At 56.7% G+C, this 22,310-nt stretch carries 24 protein-coding genes and 1 pseudogene; 9 read left to right on the top strand and 16 right to left on the bottom strand.

What is annotated here, in order from left to right; all coding sequences use genetic code 11:
- Positions 1–51 precede the first annotated feature (51 nt).
- The 7 genes and pseudogenes from BC777_RS09440 to BC777_RS19695 form a co-directional block, all read right to left on the bottom strand.
- Entirely contained in the window at positions 52–957 is a 906-nt protein-coding gene (locus BC777_RS09440; protein WP_100367804.1) for an Lpg1974 family pore-forming outer membrane protein, read from the bottom strand.
- Between the two features lie 97 nt (positions 958–1,054).
- Positions 1,055–1,513, bottom strand: a complete 459-nt coding sequence (locus BC777_RS09435; protein ID WP_100367803.1) for a hypothetical protein — start codon at positions 1,511–1,513, stop codon at positions 1,055–1,057.
- Positions 1,514–2,076: 563 nt separating this feature from the next.
- Positions 2,077–4,521 carry a GcvT family protein gene (locus tag BC777_RS09430; RefSeq protein ID WP_100367802.1) on the bottom strand — a complete coding sequence of 815 codons (2,445 nt, stop codon included), beginning with the start codon at positions 4,519–4,521 and terminating at the stop codon, positions 2,077–2,079.
- A 93-nt stretch (positions 4,522–4,614) separates the two neighbouring features.
- Positions 4,615–5,559, bottom strand: a complete 945-nt coding sequence (locus BC777_RS09425; protein ID WP_100367801.1) for a GlxA family transcriptional regulator — start codon at positions 5,557–5,559, stop codon at positions 4,615–4,617.
- Positions 5,556–6,434 (bottom strand): homocysteine S-methyltransferase family protein, encoded by an 879-nt coding sequence (locus tag BC777_RS09420; RefSeq protein ID WP_100367800.1) that lies wholly within the window; start codon positions 6,432–6,434, stop codon positions 5,556–5,558. Before BC777_RS09420 ends, BC777_RS09425 begins: the two co-directional genes overlap by 4 nt.
- A 197-nt stretch (positions 6,435–6,631) precedes the next feature.
- Positions 6,632–6,859, bottom strand: a complete 228-nt coding sequence (locus BC777_RS19530; RefSeq protein ID WP_245834222.1) for a hypothetical protein — start codon at positions 6,857–6,859, stop codon at positions 6,632–6,634.
- 7 nt (positions 6,860–6,866) lie between these two features.
- Positions 6,867–7,058: pseudogene (locus tag BC777_RS19695) on the bottom strand (LysR family transcriptional regulator substrate-binding protein); the annotation flags it as partial.
- A gap of 314 nt (positions 7,059–7,372) precedes the next feature.
- Here BC777_RS19695 and BC777_RS09410 point away from each other — a divergent pair.
- A complete protein-coding gene (locus BC777_RS09410; protein ID WP_211095347.1) occupies positions 7,373–7,594 on the top strand; it encodes a hypothetical protein in 222 nt (73 codons plus the stop codon).
- Positions 7,595–7,740: 146 nt separating this feature from the next.
- On the opposite strand, the gene BC777_RS09405 is transcribed toward BC777_RS09410, so the two are convergent.
- Positions 7,741–8,211 (bottom strand): DUF6173 family protein, encoded by a 471-nt coding sequence (locus tag BC777_RS09405; protein WP_100367799.1) that lies wholly within the window; start codon positions 8,209–8,211, stop codon positions 7,741–7,743.
- Complete coding sequence (locus BC777_RS09400) at positions 8,208–8,669, bottom strand: Lrp/AsnC family transcriptional regulator (protein WP_100367798.1); 462 nt, start codon at positions 8,667–8,669, stop codon at positions 8,208–8,210. The genes BC777_RS09405 and BC777_RS09400 overlap by 4 nt, the downstream gene beginning before the upstream one ends.
- 105 nt (positions 8,670–8,774) lie before the next feature.
- On the opposite strand from BC777_RS09400, the gene BC777_RS09395 reads away from it, so the two are divergent.
- Both BC777_RS09395 and BC777_RS09390 read left to right on the top strand, forming a co-directional pair.
- Positions 8,775–9,014, top strand: a complete 240-nt coding sequence (locus tag BC777_RS09395; protein ID WP_100368086.1) for a DUF6356 family protein — start codon at positions 8,775–8,777, stop codon at positions 9,012–9,014.
- Positions 9,015–9,788 (top strand): class II glutamine amidotransferase, encoded by a 774-nt coding sequence (locus BC777_RS09390; protein ID WP_100367797.1) that lies wholly within the window; start codon positions 9,015–9,017, stop codon positions 9,786–9,788.
- Here BC777_RS09390 and BC777_RS09385 read toward each other — a convergent pair.
- Together BC777_RS09385 and BC777_RS09380 are read right to left on the bottom strand one after the other, a co-directional pair.
- Positions 9,785–10,822 (bottom strand): MBL fold metallo-hydrolase, encoded by a 1,038-nt coding sequence (locus tag BC777_RS09385; RefSeq protein ID WP_100367796.1) that lies wholly within the window; start codon positions 10,820–10,822, stop codon positions 9,785–9,787. The genes BC777_RS09390 and BC777_RS09385 overlap by 4 nt on opposite strands.
- Positions 10,822–12,525, bottom strand: a complete 1,704-nt coding sequence (locus tag BC777_RS09380) for an acyl-CoA dehydrogenase (protein ID WP_100367795.1) — start codon at positions 12,523–12,525, stop codon at positions 10,822–10,824. Before BC777_RS09380 ends, BC777_RS09385 begins: the two co-directional genes overlap by 1 nt.
- A gap of 114 nt (positions 12,526–12,639) precedes the next feature.
- On the opposite strand from BC777_RS09380, the gene BC777_RS09375 reads away from it, so the two are divergent.
- Positions 12,640–13,587 carry an L-threonylcarbamoyladenylate synthase gene (locus tag BC777_RS09375; RefSeq protein WP_245834220.1) on the top strand — a complete coding sequence of 316 codons (948 nt, stop codon included), beginning with the start codon at positions 12,640–12,642 and terminating at the stop codon, positions 13,585–13,587.
- A gap of 259 nt (positions 13,588–13,846) precedes the next feature.
- Here the strand turns inward: BC777_RS09375 and BC777_RS09370 are convergent, their stop codons facing one another.
- The 5 genes from BC777_RS09370 to ubiA all read right to left on the bottom strand — a co-directional run bounded on the left by BC777_RS09370 (position 13,847) and on the right by ubiA (position 18,072).
- Positions 13,847–14,251, bottom strand: a complete 405-nt coding sequence (locus tag BC777_RS09370) for a carboxymuconolactone decarboxylase family protein (RefSeq protein WP_100367793.1) — start codon at positions 14,249–14,251, stop codon at positions 13,847–13,849.
- Positions 14,178–14,612, bottom strand: coding sequence for a MerR family transcriptional regulator (locus BC777_RS09365; protein ID WP_100367792.1), 435 nt, complete (start codon positions 14,610–14,612; stop codon positions 14,178–14,180). The genes BC777_RS09370 and BC777_RS09365 overlap by 74 nt, the downstream gene beginning before the upstream one ends.
- 204 nt (positions 14,613–14,816) lie before the next feature.
- Positions 14,817–15,143: a hypothetical protein gene (locus BC777_RS09360; protein ID WP_100367791.1), complete on the bottom strand. Its 327-nt coding sequence runs from the start codon at positions 15,141–15,143 to the stop codon at positions 14,817–14,819.
- A gap of 9 nt (positions 15,144–15,152) precedes the next feature.
- Positions 15,153–17,051, bottom strand: coding sequence for an OmpA family protein (locus BC777_RS09355; RefSeq protein ID WP_100367790.1), 1,899 nt, complete (start codon positions 17,049–17,051; stop codon positions 15,153–15,155).
- A 55-nt stretch (positions 17,052–17,106) separates the two neighbouring features.
- Complete coding sequence (ubiA, locus tag BC777_RS09350; RefSeq protein WP_100367789.1) at positions 17,107–18,072, bottom strand: 4-hydroxybenzoate octaprenyltransferase; 966 nt, start codon at positions 18,070–18,072, stop codon at positions 17,107–17,109.
- Positions 18,073–18,084: 12 nt separating this feature from the next.
- On the opposite strand from ubiA, the gene BC777_RS09345 reads away from it, so the two are divergent.
- From BC777_RS09345 to BC777_RS09325, 5 genes are read left to right on the top strand one after another with little or no spacing between them, the layout of a single operon-like run.
- Positions 18,085–18,807 carry a 16S rRNA (uracil(1498)-N(3))-methyltransferase gene (locus BC777_RS09345; protein ID WP_100367788.1) on the top strand — a complete coding sequence of 241 codons (723 nt, stop codon included), beginning with the start codon at positions 18,085–18,087 and terminating at the stop codon, positions 18,805–18,807.
- Complete coding sequence (locus tag BC777_RS09340) at positions 18,804–19,520, top strand: hypothetical protein (protein WP_100367787.1); 717 nt, start codon at positions 18,804–18,806, stop codon at positions 19,518–19,520. The genes BC777_RS09345 and BC777_RS09340 overlap by 4 nt, the downstream gene beginning before the upstream one ends.
- Positions 19,517–20,356, top strand: a complete 840-nt coding sequence (locus tag BC777_RS09335; RefSeq protein WP_100367786.1) for a GNAT family N-acetyltransferase — start codon at positions 19,517–19,519, stop codon at positions 20,354–20,356. The genes BC777_RS09340 and BC777_RS09335 overlap by 4 nt, the downstream gene beginning before the upstream one ends.
- Complete coding sequence (locus BC777_RS09330) at positions 20,349–20,867, top strand: hypothetical protein (RefSeq protein WP_100367785.1); 519 nt, start codon at positions 20,349–20,351, stop codon at positions 20,865–20,867. The genes BC777_RS09335 and BC777_RS09330 overlap by 8 nt, the downstream gene beginning before the upstream one ends.
- Positions 20,868–20,924: 57 nt before the next feature.
- A complete protein-coding gene (locus BC777_RS09325; RefSeq protein WP_100367784.1) occupies positions 20,925–22,295 on the top strand; it encodes a glutamate--cysteine ligase in 1,371 nt (456 codons plus the stop codon).
- Positions 22,296–22,310: the final 15 nt, after the last annotated feature.

Raw genomic sequence — 22,310 nt, 5'->3', positions numbered from 1 at the left:
CCCCAACATAGGGGCGCATTTCTATTATTCCAAGCAAACAGTAGGCGAGGTTCAGAACGTCGTGGTGAACCCAACAAATGCGCCATGGATCAGACGCGGTTCCGAGTTTGGCGTGTCTTCGTCAGACGCACCATCAATGTTCCAAAACTGCTGAAGCTGGTAACCCACGGAAATCTTTGAAGAGGGCGACATAAAGTAGTCGACACCAATTTGTGCATCCAGGCTGGTCACGGTCTGAAGCGCAGACGACTCGTCTTCAATGTCACCGCCGCCGCCAAAGAAAAAGGTTTCGAATTGCCCTTCATCATCACGCGTGCCGCGCAAAACGGCCAAGCCGATTTCGCCGGAAATACCAAACTGTTCAGACAACCCGGTTGAAACACCTGCGCCAACACGTGGCCCAATCCCCAAGTAGTTGCTGGCGGATTCCTGATCAAATTCGTCGACTTCGCCGCCAGATTCGCTGCTACCGACCTTGTCGAGAGAACTGTCGCTTGCAACTGCGCGCGCACCATAGAACAACCGCAGGTCTATGCCTTCGGCTGACACCGTACGCCCCATTTCAAAGTCAAGCGCGGCAAACGAAAAGTCGTTGCTGCGTGTGAACGTATCTACGCCAAGACCAAAATCGTCGGTCGTTGCAATGTCGTTGTCAGGGTTGGTGCCAATGGTCAGCCCGAACGTCATATCACGTCCCGGCGCCGTCTGGCGCGCAAGCGATACACTACCGATGATAGCTCTGTCAGCGGTTTCGTCGCCGACCTTGTCCTCAATGTCCGACGGCGGGTTGGTGCCCGTCAGCTTATCATCATAAGCGTTGTTCAAAACGCCATATGCGCCCTGCACGTTCAGAGTGTATCCATCAGGAAAGGCACCATCCTGTGCCAAACCTTGCTGCGCGCCACCTGCGATCAATGCAGCGGCTGACGCAGATGTCATCATCCAAGTGTTTTTCATCGTAAACGACCTTCTTCTCAAAGATTTAAGAGGTCTTTGGCGGACAATCATGTCAAATCATGGGCAAATAAAAGAAGATTGTCTGAAATTTGCAGCCTTAAAAGGTACCGCCAACATTCAGCACTGTGTTTTTGCGGCCGGGCCGAACAACACCATCATATCCGCGCTTGAAAAAGACCCGTTTGCCTTTGTTTAACTCGCGCGCACCGCGGATCAGCCGGGGTGTCATCTTTGGATCAGAGGTCGCGAATATCGTCAGCGCGGCCGCATCAATACTGTCATCATAAAGTGGTTTCAGGATAGCGCGCCCCTCCATCCACTCGGACCCTGTCTCAACAGTTGTGTGCAGCCAGCCTGCATAGCCCACCACATTATTGTCCTGAATGCCAGCTAAGTTATGCCCATCGCGCAACTGCGTGCGGATCACCCCGGCGATGGCGTTCAATTCGAAATTTCCGAATACGTCGGATTCGGCCATGAAATCCATGACCATCCCATAAGATTCAAATGTGGGGGCAAGGCAAACGACCGTGCCAGATGTGTCAGTGTCAGCCATCAGGTATCTACCTTTGAAAGTAAGTTGGGCTGCGCAAATCACGCACGCTGCACCATCGGCGTCAAGGCCAACACCAACTTTTTAGGCCGCCTGACGTCGTGGACGTCGTTCATGCTTCGGTGGCTACAATGAGCAACGAACAGACCCTGTTTGGTCCCATAAGCGCTAGTGTCAGACAGAATGGCAGTGCGCTGCGATCGCAGCACGGTGTTCCAATGGCGGCCAAACAACAAACAGAGCTTCAACCGCCGGAGCCAACTGATCAAAACAGTTCCGCTAGGTATGGCCAAGGGAAATGGGTGTTCGTGCGGAGCACTGCGAAATGGCGCCCTATAGGCGATGTGCACGTTCTTATAACAACCCTTGCGGCGCGACGATCGAATGGCAGCGATCTCTACCGCCGCGCTGCAAACTGGACCGAGCGTTTGCAGCGATTTTCGTGCTGCGTGCACACGCAGCGAGAAAAGACGATGACTGGGTTGGGCTCAAACCAGACATCCCGCACCAACATCTCTTTGCAGCATCGCACGATCCATAGCCTTCAAAACACCGCAAGCGCCGCTTTAAACCTTCACACGCTCGCTTTTCGGATCGTAAAACGGCTTTGTCTGCGCCTCGGCCTTCACCCGCGTGCCCATCACGTCGATCTCATAGGTGCTGTCCAGCATCTCGGCAATGCTTTCGCCTTTGCAGGGCACATAGCCCATGCCAATCGCAGCCCCCAGGTGGTGGCCGTAGCCGCCGGATGTCAGATAACCGACCACCTTTCCATCCCGCACGATGGGTTCGTTATGGTACAAAAGTGGCTCTGGGTCGGTCAGTTTGAACTGGACCAGACGTTTTTCAAGACCTTCGTCGCGCTTGCGCAGCACGGCATCACGACCGATAAAGCTGGGTTTGTCACGCTTCACAGCAAAACCCAAACCGGCCTCCAGCACATGATCCTCAGATGTGATGTCATGGCCAAAATGGCGGAAGCCTTTTTCCATCCGGCAGCTATCCATCATATGCATTCCACACAGGCGCATGCCGAAATCAAACCCAGCCGTGGCCAAGGTTTCGAATACATGGCCGCACATGTCAGATGGCACGTAGACCTCCCATCCCAGCTCGCCCACATAGGTCACGCGGTGGACACGTGCCAACCCCATGCCGATTTCGATCTCTTGTGCGGTGCCAAATGGGTTCATATCGTTTGAGAAATCATTCGGCGAGACGGCCTGCAACAATTCCCGTGACCGCGGGCCCATGACCGCCAAAATGCCTTCGCCTGCGGTCACGTCTGTGATCACCACGTTGAAATCACCTTTATGGCGGCGCATCCACGTCTGGTCCGCAAGACGGGTCGCGGCAGGGGTCACAACCAGATAACACTCTTCCTCAATGCGGGTGACCGTCACATCCGCCTCGATCCCGCCTTGGTTATTGAGGAACTGTGTATAAACGATCTTGCCTACAGGCACGTCATAATCACCGCCGCCCACGTAGTTCATAAAGGCCATCGCGTCCCGGCCCTCGACCCGGATTTTTCCGAAAGATGACATGTCATACATGCCGACGTTCTGGCGCACGGCCATGTGTTCTTCGCGGACATTGTCAAAGAAGTTCTGACGTGACCAACTGTATTCATATTCTGCTTTTTGCGCTTCGCGGGCAAACCAATTGGCGCGTTCCCACCCGGCCAATTCGCCCATGACAGCACCGCGTTCCAGCAGGTGTTCGTGAAATGGCGTGCGGCGGATACCGCGCGCGGTTTCTTTCTGGCGGAATGGGAAGTGGTCGGCATAAAGCAGGCCCAGCGTTTCCCTGGATCGTTCGAAAAGATAGGTCTTGTTGCCTTGAAACGGCTGCATCCGGCTGATGTCTACATCGCCCAGATCGAAGGGCTTTTCGCCGCCGTCCATCCACTGTGACAAGGCCATGCCTGCGCCACCGGCGGATTGGATCCCGATGGAGTTAAAGCCAGCGGCGACCCAGACGTTATCCATCTCTGGCGCCAGACCAAGGTGGTAGGCGTCGTCAGGTGTGAAGCTTTCGGGACCATTAAAGAACGTATGGATACCCGCCTCCGCCAGCATTGGCAGACGCTCGACCGCGGCCTCTAGGATTGGCTCAAAATGGTCGAAGTCTTCGGGCAGTTGATCAAACTCAAAGTCGGTAGGGATACCATCCATCGCCCACGGCTTCGCATTCGGTTCAAACGCGCCCAGCAGCATCTTCCCTGCGTCTTCTTTGTAGTAGGCGCATTCGTCAGGCACCCGCAGCACAGGCAACTGTGTCAGGCCGTGAATGGCTTCGGTCACGATGTAGAAATGCTCACACGCATGCAGCGGCACGTTCACGCCCGCCATGCGGCCAACCTCATGGCCCCACATGCCAGCAGAGTTCACGATCATGTCGCAAGTGATGGTGCCCGTCTCGCCGTCTTGGTCCCATTCTACCGACTGCACGCGACGGCCCGTCTTGTTGATCCTCGTGACCTTCGTACGCTCGGCGATCAATGCGCCGTTCTGGCGTGCGCCTTTGGCGAGTGCCAGTGCAATGTTGGCAGGATCACCCTGACCATCCTTGGGTAGGTAAACGCCTGCTGTCACGCCATCAATATTCAGATGCTCGTAGCGCATTTTCACCTCTTCTGGCGAAATCTCTTCGACATCGACGCCAAAGGCACGCGCCATGCCAGCTTGACGAAAAATCTCTTCCTTACGCTCATCGGTCAGAGCAACCGTGATAGAGCCGCAGCGTTTGAAGCCGGTCGCAACACCTGTTTCTGCTTCCAGACTGCCGTAAAGCTCTTGGCTATATTTCGCGAGCTTGGTCATATTTGCGCTTGCCCGCAATTGCGCGATCAGACCGGCCGCATGCCATGTGGTGCCTGATGTCAGCTGTTTACGTTCCAGCAGTACTACGTCTTTCCAGCCCATCTTCGTCAGATGGTAGGCGACCGAACAGCCGATCACACCGCCACCAATAATAACGACACGCGCATGAGATGGGAGAGAGGGCATTCTGTGGCTTCCTGTAAATTGGTGATCTGAGATTTTTTGCCACCATGGTGGTGAACAGAATGCATGAAAAGCGTCGCTATTGTCGCAAATATACTATTTTAGGCGACCTTTCTTGCGCGCAGCATTCGGGGTCATGCCAAAGGCTTCGCGATAGATCGTGGTGAACCCGCTGGGAAAGCCGCAGGCAAGCCCGATTTCATTGATCCGCATATCGGTATTGAGCAGCAGGTTGTTGGCTTTGTGCAGCCGCAGCCCGCGATAATAGCTATTGGGCGTTGCGTTCAGGAGCCGGTTGAACTTTCGCTCCAACGAGCGTTTTGACAGGGTGGTCTGCTCTGCAATCTCGCTGATGGGCAGGGGGAACTCCATATTGTCCTTCATCAGCGCAAGGCAGGCATCAAGAGCACTATCGCCCGTGGTTGTTACCTCTTTGCCCGAAAAGGGCTGCAGCGTGTTGAAATGCCGGACGCGTTCATGAAGCAGGATATCGGCGACCGTTGCCATCGTGGTGGGTGATGCATGCTGGCTGGCAATCGACAGCGTGATGTCAAAGGTGGCGCTCATCCCCGCACAGGTGATGATCGCCCCGCTTTCAACGGCGAGGGTGGCTTTGGTGTCAAACAGGCCAAGTTGTTCCAAAAGCACGGTGCGGTTTTCCCAATGGGTTGTGTGGTTGCTGGGTTTGCCTGCGTTTTCGGTGATATAGCGGCTGGCAGCTTCTGACAGTAGCACAACGCGGGCCTGCCTGCTGGTATAGGTGGCCAGCGCCGGACCGAGCGAGAGTGCGGGACAATCCGGATCACTATTGCCGATGACAAAAAGATAGTCGGCCTCTGGTCGCGTGGGTATGGGCGTGCTGTCCACGATGACACCGCTACTTGCCCTGACCATGCCGCCTGATGCTGATCTGATCTGCCATTCGAAAATCGGACTGCCATTGATCCGGTTCGCCAACCGCAACACTTCGACCACGCCTGCAAATTCCGTCAGGATAAAACCATCGACGACATAAATATCAAAGAGACACGGCGCGCTCATGGGGCCACGATACGATGCCCGGCGGTCCTGATCTCTTGGGCGAGTTTGGTGATATGCGCAGGACCCACTTCGCAGCAGCCGCCGACAATCGTGGCACCACGGGCGATCCAACCCATGGCGAAGGCCGCATATGCGTCCGGGCCAAGGTCTTGGCGGGCGCTCAGCGCATCGACGGTTGGTTTATCACCCAAGAAACCTTCGCTGATCTGGGTAAAGCCATTTGCGTAGCCGCCGAAAGCTTTGTCGCCGGTGGCAAGCACACTGATAGCAGTGTCAATCGCTTCGGGGGATGAACAATTTGCAAGCAATGCGCTCGCGTCTTGTGTGACGGCTAACACATCTGACAAAGGCTCGCCCGACCGCAGTTTTGTGCCATCACTGTCGTTTACGGTCAGCGCTACCCAAACTGGTTTTCCTGTGGGCGCCGCAGCCTCTAAGACCGCGCGTGCATGGGCGACAGAGGCGACGGTTTCGCAGATGATCAGATCAACCTCTGGGGCAAGACGTTCAGCAACTTCGGTATAAGTCGCAACGGCAATATCATGGGCAGGCAGCAGGTCGGGACGGTATGACGCCCCAAGTGGCCCCATCGCGCCGGCCAAAACACCGGCATCTTTCGCCTCGGTCAAGGCAGCATCATAGAGCGCTTCGAACTTGTCCTCCAACCCAGTCCCATCCAGACGGTCACGCAAGATGGCGTAGGTATTGGTGGTATGGACCGTGGCCCCGGCATTGCGATAATCCGCATGTACCTCGGCCACCAATCCGGGATGGTCGATCATCACTTGGGTGGACCAAAGTGGCGTCGGACGATCGCCCGCACGATGCACCAGTTCCTGACCCATGCCACCGTCGAGTAGGATGATATCTTTCACGTATAAAGCGCTCCGAATCTTGCTTCGTACGTCGCTATCATTTTGTCAGTTATCAGGCAAAGCCGACTTTGCTGCCAGATCGTTGATGCAACTCGCGGCAGCAGAGCGCAAATTGGCCTTTCCGACCGCGCGCAGTGGACGACGGGTGAGCCCAAAGTTCCAGATGCTGCGCGATGTGCACATATCGGTTATCGACTTCACTGCGTCCGCATAATCTCACGGATCAGATCATTTGTCTCTGGTCTCGTCGTTTGGTGCCGATAAAGAAGGGCAGAAACAGTTCGCGAAATTTCAAGGCCGTCGATGGGTATCGACACGCGGCCCATATCTGCGGGAATTGCCGTGCTTGGCAAGATCACCGCACCTGACACTTGCAGCACATGTTCCATGCAAAGCATCACGCATTTCGCAATTTGGTCGGTCAAGCATGTCAATTTCAGCAAGAGTCGAAAGAGAAATGGCATTTAGTTCAGACAACGGATGCGACTTTGACACCACTACCTTGTAGTCCTCTTCATAGCGTTGATCTGTGCGATAGAGGTCTTCACTGACCTTCTCTGCCGTGACTACAATGTCAAATTTACCATCTCGCAATCCGGCAAGAAGCTCGGAAGATGATGCCACATCAATTCAATTTCGGCTTGCGGCAATCGCGTACGAATACGCTCCATAGCTGCCGAAATTCTGTTGCGTCCAATCGTTTCGCCGACACCGACCGAGATTGGAACCCGCTCCAAACGCATATGACGAACCGCCTCTGACTTGGCCTGTCACGTCTCATCATGAACTTTCTGTAGCATTGGTTGCATGTGTAAAGTTGCAATGTTCGCAGACAGCGAGAAATACCTGATCTGGTTCAATTCCATGGCCGTATTCTCCGCCACATTTCAACCCAGACCGAAACATTCGCCGAATTTCTGGCCGGAGCGGCCTGAACTGTGAATGAAACCGAACCGGGCACCGTACTTTGGTTTGCACTTCAAGCTGATGATACACTCGCTATCTTTGACATCTTAGCCGACAACTCAGGCCGCGAAGCGCACTTTGCCGGACAAGTCGCCGGACTGCTTAACGATAAGGCTTCAGAGTTGGTTTCAGGCGGATGGGACGACGGTGTAGTGGCAAACGTCCACAATTTCGACGTCCTCGCTATCAAGTAATCTTGAAGTGACTAGAGAAAGAAGTGCCCGGTGCGCATTACCGCCAGTGGTCACTTCTTCGGCAAACGACCGGTTTCAGGGAGGTTTGCTTGCAGTTTGAATAGCATTGCTTGCCACAAAGATGTTCTACGATCAACTATCCCGCCTCAAGCGTTATCGCCGTCCAAGGCCGAGGCCAGCCGAAACCCGATCCGGTTGGGTTCGGGTTGGTCGATGTGCTTGGGGCTGGCAACCAAGGTCACGTTCAATTGGCTGACGTGCTGTATCAATTGCGTGCGCGCCCCGCTTTCGTTCATACCGTAGTAGGTCACGATATCGGGGTCGTAGTACCCCAGACCTTCGATCTTGATTACGCCGGTCATGCCACCAGCGAGCCCCAGTCCGACCTCGTGGTCGTTATCAAGCTGTTTCTCGAAATTCTGGATGTACATGATGATCCGCTCATAAGCCCATTGCGCGGCGCTTTTCTTGGCGACGGGCTCTGACAGTGCTTTGGGCATTGTTTGCCCTGTGGCCGGTTGTGCCTCTGGGTCCGTGTGGATTTCGCGGCACTGGGGCAGGATGTCGTTCTCCATCAGCTCGGCTGAGGTATCGATCTGCATGGTTGTCTTGGTCATAGCGGCACCGCTGTTGTTTCCTTCATCTCCTCCATAACGAAACTTGCCGAGATGTCCGAGAGAGAAATGCGTGATGTCAGTCTTTTGTAGAACGCGTCATAGGCAGGGACATCGGCCACCCGCACCCGCAAGACGTAGTCCAGATCGCCAGTCATCCGGTAGGCGCCGACGATCTCGGGGAAGCTTTGCAATGTTGTTTGGAACTGCTTGAGCCAATTTGCGTCATGGGCGTTGGTTTTGATCAGGACCATGGCGGTCAGTGGCAGGCCGACGCTGGCCGGATCAACCAAGGCCACCCGGCCTTTGATAACGCCCAGTTGTTCCATCGCCTTGATCCGCCGCCAACAGGCATTGCGTGACAGGTTGACCGCAGCGCTGATGTCATCGACCGAAAGAGTGATGTCAGTTTGCAGGATGCGAAGGATTGCGCGGTCTATTTTGTCTATTTCATGTGGCATACTTGGGATGGTATCCCAATATGCCTTAGGTAGGCAACCATGTTTGGGATAGATCAGCTCAGTTGTTGGGTTAGTCTGTGAGAAATCAACAAGGGAATGCTAAAAATGTCTGAAGCATCACACTCTATCTCACGCAAGAACCTGCTTGCTGCTCTCTTTCTCAACCATCCGGCAACTGTGAACGAGACCTACTTTCAGCATATGCTGTTTGCTTTTTCTTTCGCCTTTTGGTTGGGTGCTGCGGCCCTTGCCGCTTTGCTTCATGCTTTTGTTCCCGCGCTTTGCGAGACCACGGCGAGCCGTATTTTGAAGCGTCTTCACGCCCGGATCGAGAGCCGCCATTAGATGTGCCGTATTGCGGCCTATACCGGCCCCGACATCCCACTTGAGAATATTATCGTCCGCCCGGCCCATTCGTTGCTGGAGCAAAGCCAGCATGCGACTGAGGCCAAGTTGGCCGTCAATGGTGATGGCTTTGGGATCAGCTGGTACGGGGCGTATGAAACGCCGGGCCTTTATCGTGATGTGTTGCCCGCATGGGCTGATGATAACCTGATTAATCTGTGCCGTATGGTACGTTCGCATCATTTCATTGCCCATATCCGGGCCTCGACCGTGGGTGAAACCAGCCGCGCGAATTGTCATCCGTTCACGTTCGGCAAATGGTCGTTCTGTCACAATGGCCAGATCCCGCATTTCAAGGCGATCCGCCGTCGCATGTTGGCGGCTTTACCGGATTATTTGTTTGATGCCATGCAAGGCACAACTGATAGTGAGATGATTTTCCTGATCTTGCTGGCGAATGGACTGGAGGATGATCCGGCAGAGGCGATGCGGGCGACGCTCGATCAGATCGGACCGATGGGTGAAGACGGGCCGACCAAGTTGACTTGTGTATTCTCGGATGGGCAGTCGCTTTATGCCTTTCGGCATGCATCCTCAGGGCAGGCCCCGTCGCTTTATGCGTCGGGTATATTAGACAACGGTGGCCGGTCTTTGGCGTCAGAACCGTTGTGTGGTGTCGCGCTGCGTTGGACCGAAGTGCCCACGGATACGATTTGTATTCTGACTGCTGATGGTTTGACGATGACGCCACTTACGGCACAGGCCGCAGCTTAAGTTGCTTGAAACACCCATGCACCATCTTCGCGCAATATGCGTGTTGCAAGTCCCGCTTGGTGCAGATGGTTAAGGTGAGCCACGGATTCTACCAGTGCCAGCCCGTATTCGCCTTGGCCGATAGTGCGTTTGAACAACGGAAGAAAGCATTCGCCAGCGCTTTGTGGTGTGCCGAGGTGCGCCAAGAGCCGTTTGAGGGCACCATGGTGGTTGTCGATCAGTTGCATCAGCCGCGTGGGTAGCCCAGTGAAAGGCAGCTTGTGCCCGCCGAGGATCAGTTGGTCGGGCTGCGCGTAGGCCTGGAACGCCTCGCAAGAGCGGAGCCAGTCGGTAACGGGGTCTGCGTCGGGTTCAGTGGGATAGACGCCAAGGTTGGGGCTGATGGAAGGCAGCAATTGGTCGCCGCCGATGACAAGGTTGTCGTCTTGGCTCCAGAAGGTGGCGTGTTCGGGTGCGTGCCCGTCGCCCATGCGGATATCCCACGTGCGCCCGCCCATGGTGATACTGTGCCCGTCGATCAGCCGGGTGTAGCCTTGTGGCAGGGGTGCGACGCAATCGGCGAAATTGAAGGGACGTTCGGTGCGCCGCTGTTCAAATATGTCTGGGTCCATACCTGCGCGCTTGTAGAATGTCAGTGCCTCTGCGTTGGGTACCTCTTGCACGTCCAATGTCAGCATTCGTGTCATCAGCCAGCCGGTACGAGGCATACACAGCGTCGCCCCATGATCCATGAACCATGCGGCCAGCCCAACATGATCCGGGTGGTGATGGGTGACGATGACGCGCGAGACGGGTTTCCCTTGCAAGGGCCCCGCCAGCAGTCTTTCCCAAATCGCCTGCCCGCGTCTGGACGCAAAACCGGTGTCAACTATTGTCCAGCTATCGCCGTCGTCCAACGCGTAGACGTTGACGTGATCAAGCGCCATCGGAAGCGGTAGGCGCATCCAGAGGACACCCGGGGCAACCGTGATTGCCTCACCCTCTGCGGGTGCGTCCGGGTATGGGTAGCGGATGCCGCTTTGGTCGTCGGGCATTAGGCCGCGAGTTCGTCTGCGGAAATGGCCATAAGATCCTTTGCCCCTTCACGTGCTTGGGCCAGAAGGCCCAGATGTTCGGGCAACATACGCTTGATATAGAAGGTTGCAAGGCGCGCGCGGGCGGCATCGCCTTTTACTGCACTGGCCAGATGCGCGTGACCGCCCAGAACGCGGGCAAAGGCCCGCAGATAAGGCACTGCACCGGCGAAACGATCGTTAAGGTCGTCTTGGGCGACAAGCCATTCAGTGGTTTCGCGCAGGGTCTCGGCTGATTGCCAAACGGCTTCGGCCAGTTCGGGCTGTGTCACTTTGGCAGCTTCGGCCCCTTGTTCAATCTCTTCAAGGATACGGAAGGCTGCCTCGCCCCCGTCCATCAATTTACGCGCTACAAGGTCCATCGCCTGAATGCCGTTGGTCCCTTCATAGATCGTGGTGACGCGGACGTCGCGGGCGTATTGGGCTGCACCTGTTTCTTCGATAAAACCCATGCCGCCGTGTACTTGGATGCCGGTGGCCGATACTTCGCAGCCCACGTCCGTGCCGAATGCTTTGCTGATGGGTGTCAGGAAGGCTGCGCGGGCTTTCCAGCCTTCGTCACCCGTGGCCAGCGCCATATCAATCGCAACCGCGTTCATCAGCGTGATTGCGCGGGCTGCAAAGATGTCTGCCTTCATCGTCGTTAGCATGCGGCGCACGTCAGGGTGTTCTATGATGCTGCCGCTGCCAGAGGCCTTGCCCTGTTTGCGGTCTTGTGCGTAGGCCAGCGCATGTTGCAGTGCGCCTTCGGCGGCGCCGACGCCTTGCACGGCGACGCCAAGGCGGGCGTTGTTCATCATAGTGAACATCGCCGCCATGCCGCCATTTTCGGGGCCTACAAGCCAGCCCTTTGCACCGGAATATTCCATTACAGCGGTGGGAGAACCGTGCAGGCCCATCTTATGCTCAAGACTGACGACACGTAGGTCGTTCTTAATGCCGGGGTTGCCGTCTGCATCCGGGATCAGTTTGGGGACCATGAAAAGGCTGATGCCTTTGGTTCCTGGCACGCCACCCGGCAAGCGGGCGAGGACAAGGTGGCAGACGTTTTGTGTGAAATCATTGTCGGCCCAGCTGATGTAGATTTTCTGGCCAGTGATCGCATAGGTGCCATCGCCGTTCGGTTCGGCCTTGGTGCGCAGGGCGCCCACATCGGACCCGGCCTGTGGTTCGGTCAGGTTCATGGTGCCGTTCCATTCCCCAGAGATCAGCTTGGGGATATAGAGCGCTTTGATCGCGTCCGAGGCGTGGTGTTCCAGCGCCTCGATTTGGCCTTGGGTCATCAGCGGGCTGAGTTGCAGGGACAAACAGGCACTGGCCATCATGTCGTTGACCGCAGTGGTAAGGGTCATGGGCAGGCCAAGGCCGCCAACATCTTGAGACGCGGACATGCCGATCCAGCCGCCCTCTGCGATCGCGGTGTAGCCTTCGGCAAAACCAGGCGATGTGCGCACGATACCATTGTCCAGATGGGCGGGGTGCAGGTCACCAGCACGGTTCAGTGGTGCGATGATGTCTTCGCTCATTTTGGCGGCCTCAGAGAGGATCGCTTGGGTCATATCGGGTGTGGCATCCGCGAAATGATCGGTTGCTGCGACCTGATCAAAGCCTACGATATGATCCATTAAGAACTGAAAATCGCTGATGGGAGCGCGATAAGGCATTGTTCTGTCTCCAAAATCTACAGCCGCTTGGCAAATGGCGGTCCGGGGGCTATGCATCGCCCAATATGGCCAATCTACCGCAGCATGGCCCCCCATCAACCAAAACGCCACGTCATGAAATCTGAACAATTGCTTGTGCTACAACCTGATGTTGCCGGTTTGGAAAAAGCGGCAAGAATACTGGGGCTTGGCGGGCTGGTATCGTTTCCGACCGAAACGGTCTATGGGCTGGGGTCGGATGCGCGGAATGACCGGGCCGTTGCGGGGATTTACGCAGCCAAGGAACGGCCCAGTTTCAATCCGTTGATTGTGCATGTGCCGGATACGGCGGCGGCAGAAGCTTATTGCGTGTTCAATGACGCGGCGCGCCGATTGGCACAGGCGTTTTGGCCGGGTGCATTGACGCTTGTGTTGCCTGTTCGGGCGGATGCGGGGATATCGAAATTAGTGACAGCGGGGTTGGATACGCTGGCTGTCCGCGTGCCTGATCACCCGGTGGCATCTGGTGTGCTGAGCGCCTTTGGCGGGCCGGTTGCGGCACCTTCGGCCAATCCTTCGGGGAAGGTCAGCCCTACCAGAGCGGCCCATGTGGTGGCCGGGCTGGGCGATCGGATTGATGCGGTGGTTGATGGTGGTGCCTGTGCGGTTGGTGTTGAGTCAACGATTGTGAGCTGCGTGGGTGCACCCGCTTTGCTGCGCGCAGGGGGTATTCCGGTTGAGGCCTTAGAGGCATGTTTGGGTCAAACGTTGGTTGCCGAGGAAAACCCGGACACCCCGATAGCACCGGGCCAGTTGGCGTCGCATTACGCGCCGCAAGGTAAGGTGCGTTTAAACGCACCTTACGCTGAACCGGGCGAAGTGCTGCTTGGGTTCGGTCCGGTAGAGGCTGATCTGAATCTCTCCGTCGCGGGGGATTTGACCGAAGCTGCGGCCTGTCTGTTTGCCTGTCTGCATGAGTTGGATGCAATGGGGGCCGCGGCGATTGCTGTCTCGCCCATTCCTGATCACGGGTTGGGCCGCGCTATCAATGACCGGTTGAGGCGTGCCGCCGCACCGCGATAGGTCTGTACATTCGCAGGTGCTTGTGACGTGGGGATGCGGGGCGACGTAGATGTTAATAAGAGCTCCAAATTCCACGAACCCAGCAATATCTCCTTCCATCATTGGCGTTTTGTGCGAAGTTGGAAGGTGGAAAGCCATCGCAACTGGGGGACCCACATTGGGGCAGGGACGAATTGCCCGAACTTCACTTGCGTGTCCGCTGAATGCTTAGCCTCAATTTCTAAATCGCCCAAGCGATGAAGCCAGACGGATGTTCATCTCATTCAGTAGAAAGGGTTTCAAAAACCTCCTTCGCGGTAAACAGCCCGTTCAGTGCTGCTGGGAAACCAGCATAGACAGCCATTTGCATTAGGACTTCAGTGATTTCGTCCTTCGATAGGCCAACATTCAACCCAGCTTCGATATGAATCTTTAGTTGTGGCGCGGCGGTCCCCATTGCAGCCAAGGCGGCTATTGTTGCGATTTCCCGGTCGCGAAGGGAAAGCCCAGGTCGCGCATAAATATCGCCAAACGGAAACTCGAACAGGTAGGTCGCGAAATCTGGCGCGATGTCAGCAAGCGCATCAATTACATTTTGCCCTGCTTGCCCATCAATCTCGTTCAGCGCGAGCTTGCCACGTTCCAGCCGTGTCATTTGCTCTGATCTTTGGTTTTCGTTGGTCATTTTGCGTCCTTATCTCTGTGTCGACATAGCCGTCGATTTTAGTGTCAAGGACGAGGAGACAGGCCTGCAAAGCGGCGACCTTTGCACGAACAACTGTGCGATGTTCTTCGAGCAATGCGCGTCGATCAGGACCTGTCTGGTCACCGAGATCACGCAACTTTGCGTAGCGCAACATATCTCGGATCGGCATTCCCGTGGTTTTCAACCGTTCCAGAAACTCGATCCAATTCAGGATAGAAGCGTCATAGTTGCGCCTTCCCCCACCATCGCGATCCGCACGGGGCAATAGGCCAATCCGCTCGTAGTAACGGATGGTATGGGTTGATAACCCTGAACGTCTGGCCAGTTCACCGATCTTCATTGCATGCCGCTTCTCGTCAAGACGCCATAAGATTTACAGGTTAGAGTTTACTCTAAGTCAATAGCTTCGCTCGTCGAAAAACCGCAGATTTGATAAAGCGCAGGTTTGATGGCAGTCCCAATTCCTGACATTCGCTGCTTGCTGTGTGATGGACTGCTTTGCCGCTTCGGTTTAAGCACGCGTTCTGAGCGTAAAGGCTATCTGCTACCCGACGTTTTGCCGCTCAATATATCCGCGGAGTTCTTCTGCTTCCTGCCGTGCCTCTCGCAGCCCGTCCATAGCCGCTCTTAGTTCTGCCTCGGTCTGGCTCAGTTGGTTGGTGATTTCAGCCTCACGCTGTTGCAGGTAGGTGATCGCCTGATCACGGGTTTCTTCTGCCTCATGCAGCGCTTGTGCCATCTTGTCCAGTTCACCCACCTCGGCTTTGGTCACGCGGGTAAAGCGGTTGACCAGCCAACTGGCAAACCAGCCCAGCATGAAGGCCACAAAAAGGATCACGGCCGTCGCAATGATGAATTCGGTTCTGTTCATAAGGCTGGTCTATTCGTTTTCTGGAGCAGTGTCATCTGCATCTTCGGTCGGTGGTTCCGCGGCCAGCTCGTCCAGTGTCGAGGCTTCATCGGCCGTGGATTCAGGCACGATCAGGCTGAATTCAATCCTGCGGTTGGCTTCACGACCTTCTTCGGTGTCGTTATCGGCGATGGGGTTTTCTTCGCCAAAGCCGATGGATGTGAAGGTGGACACAGGTACGCGGCGCGCCCGAAGCGCTGTCAGAACCGCGTCGGCGCGGTCTTGCGACAGTTGCTGGTTCATGATCTCGCGCCCTTGGCTGTCGGTAAAGCCCGACACCCTGATCCGCAGATCGCCGCAGGCTTTGAGGATATCAGCGATTTCATCCACCACGGGCTGTGTGGCCGCCGTCAGATCGGCTGAGCCGGGATCGAAGGTGATCTTTCGCGCATCCGTAACGGCGGTGATCTGTGCAATACATTCTTCTGGCGTCGGGATGCCAGCAATCGGGTCAAGCTCTTTGACATAGGTGACATCGATTTCAAAATCAGCAGTCTGGCCCAGTTTTTCGATCAGCAGCCGGGAAATTGCGCCGCTGGCATCCTCGTTCCCGGTGTTGCCGCGTATTTGTAGCTTGTCTGCTTCGACAATCACCGCTCCGTTTGAAAGCTCCGACAGGGCCTCAATCGCGGCAAGCACCCGGACGGACCAACCTGCGGGCAGTCCATCGGCCGTCCGTGTGCCCATCGTGATATCGCGCTGGCCAAAACGCGCCCGGGCAAAGTTTTCGACCACTGTATTGGTGATGTCATCGGGGACGCGGCCGCGTATTTGTACCGCCCCTTCGGGGCTTAACGTAGCGGTAAATCGCGGCAATTCCTCGGTTGTTTGTGTGGGCAGTTCGGGCAGTTCAGCAGTGAGCGCGAACGCCTCTGGCAGAGAGTTTTCCAGCCGCCCGACGATATTGTCAAAAGTGGCCTGCCCCGTCCCCACCGGAGCGATCAGTGTCACGTCAGTGTCGGCAATCGTGATGGTGCCGCCCCCCAAATTATCGACGGCGGTGATGGATTGTGCCACCGCCTGACCCCACGTCCGTGATGGTGCGCCAAGGGCGAGAATGCAGTTGGCCTGTTCCTGAAACCCAGCCTCGGATGCCGCAGTAAGGATCTGGCTGATGGCCTCTTCGGTATCGGCGGTGCAGGCGTCAAAGCGTGCGCCTTCGTCGTCCAGAATGAAGCGTGTGGTGAAGGGCGAAATAACGGGGCGTGGCGCGCTGATCTCAACAGCCAGCCGCACCCCATCGGGTGTGTTGCGTGCCAGTGCGATTTCAAGCTGTCGTTTTTCTGCAGGGCTGTCCGAAATAGCATTTACGATCACACGATCCGCGTTGACCGAGATTTTTGATTTATTCAGCAGATCAAGCGCGCGCAATGAATAGTCGAGTGCCGCGCGCCATGTGTCTGGCGTCGGATAATCGGCCACTTCAAGCAGATCGGTGACGGGCAGCCCATCGGCAATATCGGTGATCCGCGCGGCCAGTGCGTCGCGGTCCGTCGTGGCCGGGATCAACCCGATAAGTGAGACGCCGGCGTTGTTGCGCAGAATTTCGATGGCGAACTCGGGCGGTTGGATGACTTCCGAATCGGCAACAGACAGGTTGTCGATCACGCGGCTGGCGTCCACCATCCCACCGGCGGCCGAGATCGCGCGGAAGCGTACGGCCTCTGTCGGGGCTTCCCCTTCCAGGATCACCTGCAGTCCGTCACCCAGCACGGTCGCCCATTCATAGCCTTGATCTACAAGTGTTTCCTGCACCGCCAGCACAGACCGTTCTTCGACAACCGCGACGGTTGTTTGCGCGGCTCCGACCGACAAAAAACCGGCGGCGGCGAAAACGATCAGGCGTATGAAAAGAGCTGAGAGGCGCATGAGGTTCCAAAAGTTGATTGGACCATTGCATAGGCCCAGCAGCGGCGGTGTTCAATCACACCAAAAAGGCTAAGGCGAAAAATGGCAAAGGGATCAGCCCGGCATCTCGGTTTGAACGGAATATCTTCAGCAATCCATCACCGTCTTCGGGGTCGAACTTGGTAAGCTGCCATGTCAGATGCCATCCCAGCGCCCAAGGCCCGCCGATGGCGATGACCAGCGACAATGGTGAGCGTTCTGAGGCGGCAAGCAGGACCGCAAGCCCAAAAAGAACGATTGTGACGGTGAGGAAGAAACGCAGCCATTTCCGGCTGTCTTCGCCAAAAAGCCTTGCGGTGGATTTCACTCCGATCAGCGCATCGTCTTCGGCGTCTTGGTGCGCATAGATCGTGTCATAGAACAGCGTCCATGCGATCCCTGCGCAATAGAGTACGATAGGCACTGGACCGATGTTGTTGGTATGGGCTGCCCATGCCAGCAGTGCCCCCCAGTTGAACGCCAGTCCAAGGAATAATTGTGGCCACCATGTGAACCGTTTGGCGAAGGGGTAGATCGCGACAGGTACCAGCGCGAGGATGCCGAGGGCGATGGCGGTGGCGGGGAAGGAGATCAGGATCAAAAAGGCAAGAAGGGCCTGCACGACCATCCAGATCAGCGCACCGCGTACTGTGACGTGTCCTGCCGGGATAGGCCGCGAGCGGGTGCGTTCGACTGATCCGTCGATATCTCGGTCGCTGATATCATTCCATGTGCAGCCTGCGCCGCGCATCAGGAAAGCGCCGATACCGCAGCCGATGATGATCCAAGCATCGCTTGGCCCATAACTGTCAGTGGCCAGCATTGCGAGCGCCAACCCCCATAGGCAGGGCGCATAAAGCAGCCACGTACCAATGGGCCGGTCCGCCCGGCTGAGACGCAGGTAGGGGCGGCTGAAAGCAGGTGCAAACCGATCAACCCAATTGTCCTTTACGGCGTCTGCAACGACACCCGCAGGCTCTGGCACTTCGGCATCTTCGGTCATATGGTCCGCTTCATGGCATCCAAGGTTCGGCTTTATGTAGATCACCCGCTGGGGGAAGGGCAATCGGTTCCGCTGTCGCGGGAGCAGGCGCATTATCTTTTCGGGGTGATGCGATTGGGTGAAGGCACCGTGGTGTCGCTGATTAACGGCGCGGATGGTGAGTGGGATGCAGAGGTCGTAAAGGCCAGCAAGAAGGGTGGTGTTTTGACCTGCTCCGAGCAGACGGCCGCTTTGCAGATGCCCCCGGATTTATGGCTGCTCTTCGCACCTATCCGCAAAGAGCGGACGGCCTTTATCGTTGAAAAAGCGGTGGAAATGGGTGTGCGGCGGGTGATGCCTGTGCAGACGGATTTCACCCAGAGCGCCAATCGGATCAGGCAGGATAAATTACAGGCTCATGCGGTTGAGGCGGCAGAGCAATGCGGAGGGACGTTTGTGCCTCCTGTGAATGATTTGGCACGGTTGGACCGGGTTTTGGCAGACTGGCCAGACGACCGGCAGTTGATGTTTTGTGACGAAGTTTTGATCGGTGATCCTGTTGGGTTGCCGGATATCGCAGGACCATGGGCGATCTTGGTCGGGCCAGAAGGAGGGTTTTCGCCAGCCGAGCGGGACCGGCTGCGCGGGTTGCCTTATGCGCATCCGGTCAGCCTTGGCCCGCGGATTTTGCGCGCGGATACGGCGGCTGTGGCAGCGTTGACCGTTTGGCAGCAGGCATTGGGCGATTGGGGATGAGCACGGCCCCGCTCCTGCGTTTGTATTTGTTCTTTGCCACTGAAAATGAGCAGGCACTGATTTTGCGCCGGGCGGGCATGAAACTTTACAACCTGATTGGTTGGGATCGGGCAACTGATACCTTCACCCAAGGGCAATGGCTACGCAAGTCGCTGCGGGTCGAGGACTGCGCGCTTTCACCTGATGGCAAGCACTTTATTTACGCAGTCCATAATGCCGACCCAAATCAGCGTGCGGGCGCGCAATATACCGTTGTTTCGCAGGCCCCCTGGTTCACCGCACTCGCCCTTTTTCCCCAAGATCACTTCTGGCGCAGTGGCGGTTGGTTTCTGGATAACACCCACTACCAATTGCATGCATCGATGGAGGTTTCAGATATTATCGGGCGCGCGACGGGTTTGCATCAGGTTGTCAGTGGCAAGGTCAACAAGGACTGTCGCACTGGCCTGCGTCTGAAGAACGGCCAGCCCGCCCCTTTAACCAAAGCGCTGCGCGAACGTCTGCTGGCGGGGGCACCTGCACCGCAGCATGACGCCTTTGATCGCTATGAGGTGCAAGGTGGGCGCCTTTACCGGACCGTGGGTTTTGATTTGGAACTGATCCACGACTTTACCGAAATGACGCCGCGGTTTGAACCTGCCCCCTATAGCCTGCCACGCGATGACAGTGACGGCCTTGGGTGGCATCCCTTGGACCAAGAGGATGGCAAATGATCCGCGCTACCTTGCAAGACCGGCCCGCTATCGAGGCGTTCTTGAAGGCCCATATCGCAACCTCGATGTTTCCGCTGGCAAACCTGCGCCGCTATGGCATGTCCGGCGGGCATTCGCGCGCCATGCAGTTTTGGGTCAGGTGGGAGGCAGGTGAGATCGTTGATCTTTTGCCCCTGTCTGACGAAGGCGCCCTTTTCCCGCAATGCCCAAATCGGGTTTGGGGTGATGTGAAAACAATTCTGACCGGGAAGGCTGTCAAAGGCATGTTGGGGGACGCGGAACAGATTGCAGAATTGCGCAACGTCTTGGGGCTGCCCGCCCATGGTGGGCTGGACGTGGAAGAACCGCTTTATGAGTTGCCGCTCAAGGACATGCTGGTGCCCGACTGCACTGGGTTTACCTTGCGTCCACTTACGGACGCGCCGCGTGACCTTATCATTGCATGGCGCTGTGCTTATCTAAAGGAAGCCCTGCCAATGCCGGGGGAGGATCCTAAACAGAAGGCCAAGGATGACGTGGACAGTTTTATCGCCGCTGACACCCACAGGGTGCTTTACGAAGGCGACACTCCGATGGCGATGACGGGGTTTAACGCGACGCTGCCAGAGGCGGTGCAGATTGGTGCTGTCTATACACCACCAGCGGACAGGTCGCGCGGATTGGCGAGGCGGGCGGTGGCGATGCATCTCCAAGAGGCGCAGGCGGATGGCGTCGAACGCGCAATTCTATTCGCCGCCTCGCCCCAAGCATGCAAAGCCTATGAGGCAATTGGGTTTAGGCGCACGGGCGACTACACCATTCTTTTCTATCAGGAACCACAGGTGATCTATGGGTGATTTCTTGCGTCCCGAAGTACGCGCATTTTTCTGGCGCTGGCGCGAGGTTTTGATGGCGTGTGTCGTGCTCATTCTGGGCATTTGGTGGGCCGCGACGGGCGTCGGTATCAACGTCTGGTTAGGGTATATCTTCTGCGCCATCGGCATAGGCTGGGGTGTCGCGGCCATTCAGCGTGCCCGCTTTGCCCAAGATGGCGACGGTCCCGGTGTGGTTCAAATCCGTGAGCGTCGCCTGGCGTATTTTGGCCCGCTTGATGGTGGTATTATTGATGTGGCTGACCTGAGCAAGCTTGAGATCGATCCGACCAGCTATCCCGACCCCAGCTGGGTTTTGACCAGTATCGAGGGTCAAGTTCTGACCATCCCGATCAATGCCAAAGGTGCCGAGGACCTGTTCGATGTTTTCGCGGCCTTGCCAGACATCAAAACGAACACCGTGCTGGATGTGCTTTCACACACACCTGATGCGCGCGTCACCGTATGGAGCCGTGTCAAGCCGCTCTTGCATTGACACATGCCTTCGGGCAGGTCACCGATAAGACCTATTCAACAGCGGAGCGCAGCGCGCATGTCTATCCCTCAATCCGGCGGCGGCCCTATCGAACATCATGATCAGCTAGCCGAGGTGCTGTCCAAAGGGTGCAAGCCTAAGGCCGACTGGCGCATCGGGACCGAGCACGAAAAGTTCGGGTTTTGTCAGGATAGTCTATTGCCGCTGCCCTATGAAGGTGAACGTTCCATCAAGGCTGTGCTGGAAGGGCTTGAGGGCCGTTTCGGTTGGGACCGCGTTGAGGAAGAGGGCAAAATCATTGGCCTGACCAAAGATGGCGCCAACGTGAGCCTTGAACCGGGTGGGGCGCTGGAATTGTCGGGTGCCCCGCTAGAGACCATTCACCAGACCTGCGATGAGGTAAACGTGCATCTGGCCGAGGTGAAGTCGGTCTCTGATGAGATTGGCGTGAAGTTTATCGGCCTTGGTGCCGCCCCCGAATGGACGCATGAGCAGATGCCGCTGATGCCCAAGGGCCGCTACAAGTTGATGAACAACTACATGGAAAAAGTGGGCACGATGGGCACGGCGATGATGCGCCGAACTTGCACGGTGCAAGTGAACCTCGATTTCGGGTCCGAGGCCGATATGGTGCAGAAAATGCGCGTGGCAATTGCATTGCAGCCTGTGGCCGCCGCCCTGTTCGCCAATTCCCCGTTCTTTGAAGGTCAGGTGAATGGCCATAAATCATGGCGGTCGCGCATTTGGCGCGATCTCGATGCAGACCGTACCGGCATGGTGCCCTTCGTCTTCGACGAAGGCTTCGGGTTTGAGGCGTGGGTGCAATGGGTCCTCGATGTGCCGATGTATTTTGTCTACCGCGATGGCAAATATGTCGACGCGCTGGGCATGTCTTTTCGGGATTTCCTGAAAGGGGAACTGCCCGCACTGCCGGGTGAAAAGCCACTGTTGTCGGATTGGGCGGATCATCTGACGACCGTGTTCCCCGAAGCGCGTGTGAAACAGTTTATAGAAATGCGCGGGGCCGATGGCGGCCCTTGGCGCCGCTTGTGCGCGCTGCCTGCGTTTTGGGTCGGGCTGATGTATGATCAGGCGGCTTTGGACGCGGCGTGGGACCTGTGCAAAGGCTGGACGGCGGAACAGCGCGAGGCGTTGCGGGTGGCAGCGTCTGTCGATGGGTTACAGGCGCAGGTTGATGGGATCAACATGCACGATCTTGCGCGCGAGGTTGTGGCAATTTCAGAGGCCGGGTTGAAGGCACGTGCAATGCCCGGTGCGGGCGGCCTGATCGCGGATGAGACGCATTTCCTGAATGCGCTGCATGAGACGATTGAGAGCGGGAAGACGCCAGCGGATGAGTTGCTGGATCACTACCACGGTGATTGGGGCGGTGATCTGCAGCGGATTTATAGCGAGTACAGCTATTGAGGATTACACCCCGGA

It is taken from the genome of Yoonia maricola (genome assembly GCF_002797915.1).
Classification (GTDB): domain Bacteria; phylum Pseudomonadota; class Alphaproteobacteria; order Rhodobacterales; family Rhodobacteraceae; genus Yoonia; species Yoonia maricola.
The sequence above is the reverse complement of the archived record's forward strand: the minus strand, read 5'-3'. Positions and strand labels throughout refer to the sequence as shown.